2 protein-coding genes and 1 pseudogene are annotated in these 5,502 nt (G+C 75.8%); 1 reads left to right on the top strand and 2 read right to left on the bottom strand.

Annotation, left to right across the window (positions count from 1 at the left end):
* Positions 1-370 (bottom strand): annotated as a pseudogene (locus ACXJKL_RS13270) (hypothetical protein); the annotation flags it as partial.
* Between the two features lie 114 nt (positions 371-484).
* On the opposite strand from ACXJKL_RS13270, the gene ACXJKL_RS13265 reads away from it, so the two are divergent.
* On the top strand, positions 485-3,295 hold the full coding sequence (locus ACXJKL_RS13265; protein WP_457207516.1) for an FAD-dependent oxidoreductase: 2,811 nt from the start codon (positions 485-487) through the stop codon (positions 3,293-3,295).
* A 7-nt stretch (positions 3,296-3,302) separates the two neighbouring features.
* Here ACXJKL_RS13265 and ACXJKL_RS13260 read toward each other — a convergent pair.
* A partial coding sequence (locus ACXJKL_RS13260; protein WP_457207515.1) for a hypothetical protein occupies positions 3,303-5,502 on the bottom strand: 2,200 nt, incomplete at its 5' end.

Below are 5,502 nucleotides of genomic sequence, written 5' to 3'. Positions count from 1 at the left end.
GCGCCGGCCCGTGCGGCACCGTGCCGTCACGCATCCAGCCGATGAGCGACTCCTCGATCTCGACGACCGTGGCGCGCTCGACGCGCACGTCGGCGAGGATCCGCTGGAGGGTGAAGCCCAGGCCGAGACCGCCGATCACCACGTCGCGCGGGTCGTCGAGGAGGTCGAGGGCCATGCCGGCCATCTCGATCTCGGTGCTCGTCTCGCGCGTGTCCATCACGAAGACGCCGTTGACGCGGAGCTCGACGACGTCGGCGGCTCCCGACTCGGTACGACGCCGCAGCACGAGCTCGCCGCGCGGCGACTCGGCGCGGGCGATCTCGGTGAGGCTGGCCTCGGTCTCGGGGCGGCTGGCATCGTTCGGCGGCATGCGGCTCATCCTGCCGGTCGGAGTCCGCAGCCTCGGTCCCGGGCCTCGCCGTGTCCGTGCGCCGATCTCGACGAGCGCAAAGTACAGTGAGTCACTCGTCTAAGGAGGTATGTCGTGGCGCAGGGTTCCACGGGGTCGGGTCGTCCCCAGGTCGTGATCATCGGCGGTGGTGCGGCGGGCGCGCTCGTCGCCCTCCACCTCGCCCGCACCGCGCACCAGCGCGGCACCGGCGTCGACGTCGTCGTGGTGGATCCGGCGGACCGCCCCGGCCGGGGCACCGCGTTCGGCACCACCGACGACGAGCACCTGCTCAACGTCCCGGCGGCCGGCATGACCGCGCTGCCGCAGGACCCCGGACACTTCGTCGCCTGGCGGACCCGGCAGGGGCACGCCACCGGCGCCGAGCCGGCCACCTTCGCGCCGCGCCGCCAGTACGCCCGGTACCTCGACGAGACCCTGGCCGACGCCTTCGACCTGGCCGCCGCCACCGCGTCGCTGCGCCACGTCCGTGCCGGTGCCGTCGGCCTGCGCCGCCGCGACGACCGGGCGACCGTGCTGCTCGACGACGGGCACGACCTCGCTGCCGAGGCCGTGGTCGTCGCCACCGGCCTGCCGGCCGCCGGCCACGACTGGGCGCCCGACGGCCTGACCGGCTCGCCGTTCTTCGTCCCCGACCCGTGGGCGCCCGGCGCCCTCGACGTCGTCCGCCGCGACCGCGTGGGTCCGGGTGACGTGCTGCTCGTCGGGGCCGGGCTGACCATGGTCGACGTCGTGCTGTCCCTGACCCGGACCGGGGGGCGCGACGACCGGCGGGTGCTGGCCGTCTCCCGCAGCGGCGAGCTGCCCGCGCGGCACGCCGACGAGCTGCAGCTCGCGGCGATCCCGGACGTCGACGACTGGGGGTCCACGCTGGCCGAGCTGCGCGCCGACGTCGCCGAGCACGTCGAGCGGGTGCGAGCGACGGGGGGCGACTGGCGCCCGGCCATGGACGGCCTGCGGTTCCGCGTCAGCGAGCTGTGGCAGCGGCTCTCGGAGGAGGACCGCGTCGAGTTCCTCAGCACCGACGCCAGTCGCTGGAACCGCGTCCGCCACCGGATGCCGCCGAGCTCGGCGGCGGTCCTGCGCGAGCTGGCCATCGCCGACCGGCTGCGCCACGTCACCGGGACCGTCGCCGACGCCGAGCCCCTCACCGGTGGCGGGCTGCGGGTCACGCTCGCAGACGGCGCGACCCACGACGTGGGCTGGGTGGTCAACTGCACCGGCCCCGCCCTCGACGTACGCAGCCTCGGCAACCCGCTGCTCGACGACCTCGTCGCGGTGCGCGGCGGGGTCTCCCTCGCGCAGCCGGCCACCGCCGGGATGGGCTTCCGCACCCGTGAGGGGCGGCTCCTCGACTCGACCGGGAGAGCGGACGCCCCGCTGTGGACGCTGGGCGCGCTGAGGCGCGGTGAGCTGTGGGAGTCGACCGCAGTCCCGGAGATCCGCAGCCAGGCTCTGGCACTCGCGGTCGACGTGCTCGACGCGGTCGCCCCGATGCCACGCCGGCTCGAGGACGGCCGCCTGGTCAGCGGCCACCACCCGGTCGCGCGTCCCCGCGACCCGCTGGGCCTGCCGCTGTCGACGACCGCCGAGGCGGCTGCGCGCTACAACGCCGGCCTCGAGCGGGTGATGCGCCTGCAGTCGGGCGGCGAGGAGCTGCTCCGCGAGGCCGCGGCCCTCGACCCCGACTTCGCGCTCGCCCACGCCGCGCTGGCGATGCTCGGCCACGAGGCCGGGGCCGCGACGGACGTGGCCGGGTCCCTGCAGGCGGCACGGCGCGCGGTGCTCAGGCGCGGCGACGAGCGCGAGCGCAGCCTCGTCGACGTGATCGGTCGCCGGGTCGACGACGCCCGGCACGAGGGAGCCGCGGCGCTGGTGAACCACATCGCCCACCACCCCCGCGACGTCCTGGCCGTCTCCGCCGCGGTGCCGACGATCGCCTTCTCCGGGGTCACCGACATCCAGCAGGAGGCGTGGGACCTCGTCGACGGCCTCGCCCCGGCGTACGGCGACCACTGGTGGTACATCTCGCTGCTCGCCTTCACCCGCCAGGACCAGGGTCGCTTCGACGAGGCCGGCCTGCTGGCCGAGAGCGCCCTGTTCTGCGAGCCCTCGTCGGGTCACGCGGTCCATGCCCAGACGCACGTGATGTACGAGACCGGCCGGCACGAGTCGGGCCGGGTGTGGCTCGACCACTGGGTCGCCGAGAGCGGCCGGTCCGCCTCGCACCGGGCGCACTTCTCGTGGCACGCAGCCCTGCACGACCTCGCCCTCGGGGACACCGAGGCGGTGCGCCAGCGCTACTACAGCCAGCTCGCGCCGCCGGCGGTGACGGGTGTCCGGTCGCTGATCGACTCGGCGTCCCTGCTGTGGCGCTGGCGGGTCACCACCGCCGACTGGGACGTCGCGGCGGGCTCGCAGGCCTTCCCCGCGGAGGTCGCCCCGCCGCCGGTGGAGTGCGTGCTGGAGGCGGCCGGGGCGGACCTCATCGACCGCCCGGAGACGCCCTTCGTGGCGATGCACTCCGCGCTGGCCCTCGCCGCGGCCGGCGACATCACCCGACTGGCGCGGCTGCGCGACCACTGCCGCTCGTCGTCCGACCCGGTGATCCGCGCCACCGGCACGGCACTGTGCGAGGCGCTGCTCGCCGCCGGCCAGCAGGACTGGACGAGGGCCGCGCAGGTCCTCACCGACCTCCTGCCCACCCTGGTGCGGGTCGGTGGCTCGGCCGCGCAGCGGGAGGTCGTGGAGGAGACGCTGCTCTTCGCGCTCGTCAGCTCGGGACAGCCCGAGCCGGCGCTGCGGGTGCTCGACGCCCGCCTCGACCGTCGGCCCTCCCCGCTCGACGCCCGGCGTCGGGGCTCGCTGGTCGTCGTGCCCCGCTGAGCGGGAGTCAGGCGAGGAGGTCCTCGGCCCCCGACCGCTGGGTGGCCAGGATGGCGGCCAGCAGGGGCGCGTGCTCCCGGGCGTCCCTCGCGGCCCGGCGGAGCAGGGCAGGGGCGCGCCCGGCGTGACCCGTGGCGATGCTGGCCTGGGCCGCCCGCCATCGGGCGTACGCCGCGTCATGGGGACGGCCGGCGGCGTCCCACTCCGACGCGGCGACCAGCCAGGGGTGAGCCTCGTGACCTCCGGCGAGGCGCTCCATCTCGGCCGTCCACGAGGCGGTCACCGCCACGGGTGCGGGCTCGCCCAGCGGGTCGCGGTCGGGTGTCGACCTGATGGCGCGCAGCCGGTCGGCGTACCGGCGACGCGCCACCGCATCGACCGGGCTGCCCTCGACCAGGTCCGCCGCCGCCCGCGCGGCGAGCATGAGCAGCATGCCGAGGGACGAGATGGCGTCGAAGCGGGCGGCCAGCTCGAGCGTGGCGACGAGCCGGTCCCAGGCGGCCTGGGGCCGGCCGAGCCACAGCTCGGAGCGGGCGGCGTACTGCGTCACGTCGGCCCGGTTCCACAGCGACGGCAGCTCCACGTCGTCCAGGGCGGCGAAGCGGCGCAGCGCGTCGTCGCCGCGCCCCCGCATCATGTCGAGGGTGGCCCGCTCGGTGTGCAGGGCCCACCGGTGGTGGTCGAGCTCGCCCTCGGTCAGCGGGTCGATGAGGGCCGCCGCCCGACGGGTCTGCCCGGCCCGGCGCAGGGCGTCGGCGACGTTGGCGCGCAGGGCGCTCGAGGGGGACGTGTCGATCTCCCACCGGTCGGCGGCCTCCAGGCCCGCCGCGCCGGCGGCCTCGATCTCCTCGGTCGTGCCCCCGGTCATCAGCAGCAGGTCGGTGTGCCGCATGCAGAGCTGGACCTCGCGCACCGGGTCGTCTCGCAGGGTCGGGAGCGCCGCGGCCTCGACGGCGTGCTGGACGGCGTCGTCGGTGTCCCCGATGAGCGCCTCGTACCACGCGACGTGCATCAGCGAGGTGCGCAGCTCGTCCGGGTCGCCCAGCTCCCGACTGATCTCGACCACCCGCCGGGCGTCGCGCAGGCCGTCTGCCAGTCGACCCAGCCCGCTGAGGGTCCGGGCCCRCAGGCGCAGGGTGTCGAGGTGGCTCGTCGACGTGGGGACGTGGTGCAGGTAGCTCGTGGCCTTGTTGATGAGGACCAGCGCCGACTCCTCGTCCACCTCCCCCAGGTAGTCGGCGGCCCGGCGGTAGAGGCCGGCGAGCTGCTCGTCGTCCATGCCGCCGGTGAGCGAGAGGGCCTCCTGGGCGAGCACCGATGCCCGCTCGGGCTCGGAGGACTCCTCGAAGGCGTCCATCGCCGCGAAGTAGGCACCCACCAGGTCGACGGGCGGCTCGCCCAGGAAGGCCGTGTCGGGCGGCCAGATCCGGATCGCCCGCAGCCAGTGCGTGGCCGCCTGGGGGGCGGCGAACCGGAGCTGGGCCTCGCGCGCGGCCCGGATGCGCCAGCCGATCTCCCGGTCGGGTCGCCCGGCCGCCTGCCAGTGCGCGGCCACGGCGGAGGCCGGGACGGACGTGGGTGCGTTCTCGAGTGCCTCGGCGAGGCGCTGGTGGTAGGGATCCGCCTCCCCGGGCACCAGGCGCCGCTGGATGGCCTCGGCCAGCAGCGGGTGCCGCAGCTCGACGTGTTCCTCCGCCGCATCCGCGAGCAGGTGCTGGTCACGCAGGCCGTGCAGGCACTCGAGCAGCTCGTCGAGCTCCAGCCCGCTCGCGGCCCGGAGCACGTCGAGGCTCAGCGGATGGCCGGAGACCGCCAGCGCGGCCACGACCGGCCAGGACCCGGGTCGGAGCCCGTCGAGACGCTGGTCGAGGAGGTCGCGCAGCAGGGCCGGGAGGGGTCCGCCAGTGTCGCTGTGGGCGAGCAGCTGCTCGGTGAAGAGCGGCTGCCCGCGGCTCCGCGCGTGGAGCCGGTCCACCTCCCCGGGGGGCATGGAGATGCCCAGCAGCTCCACCTGGAGTGCCGTCTCCGGCAGGCTGAGCGGCTCCAGCTCCACGGTCATGACCCCCGCCACCCGTCGGACCCGCGTGAACCACTCGGTCGCGTCGGTGCGTGCGGTGGCCTCGTCGGGACGGAAGGTGCCGAGCAGGGGTGGGCCCGAGCCGGCGTTGACGAGGAGCTCGAGCACGGCCAGGGTCGCGGTGTCCGCC

The sequence above is a fragment of the Nocardioides sp. P5_C9_2 genome, assembly GCF_054049555.1.
Note: the sequence above shows the minus strand (reverse complement) of the source record. Positions and strands in the feature narration are given on the sequence as shown.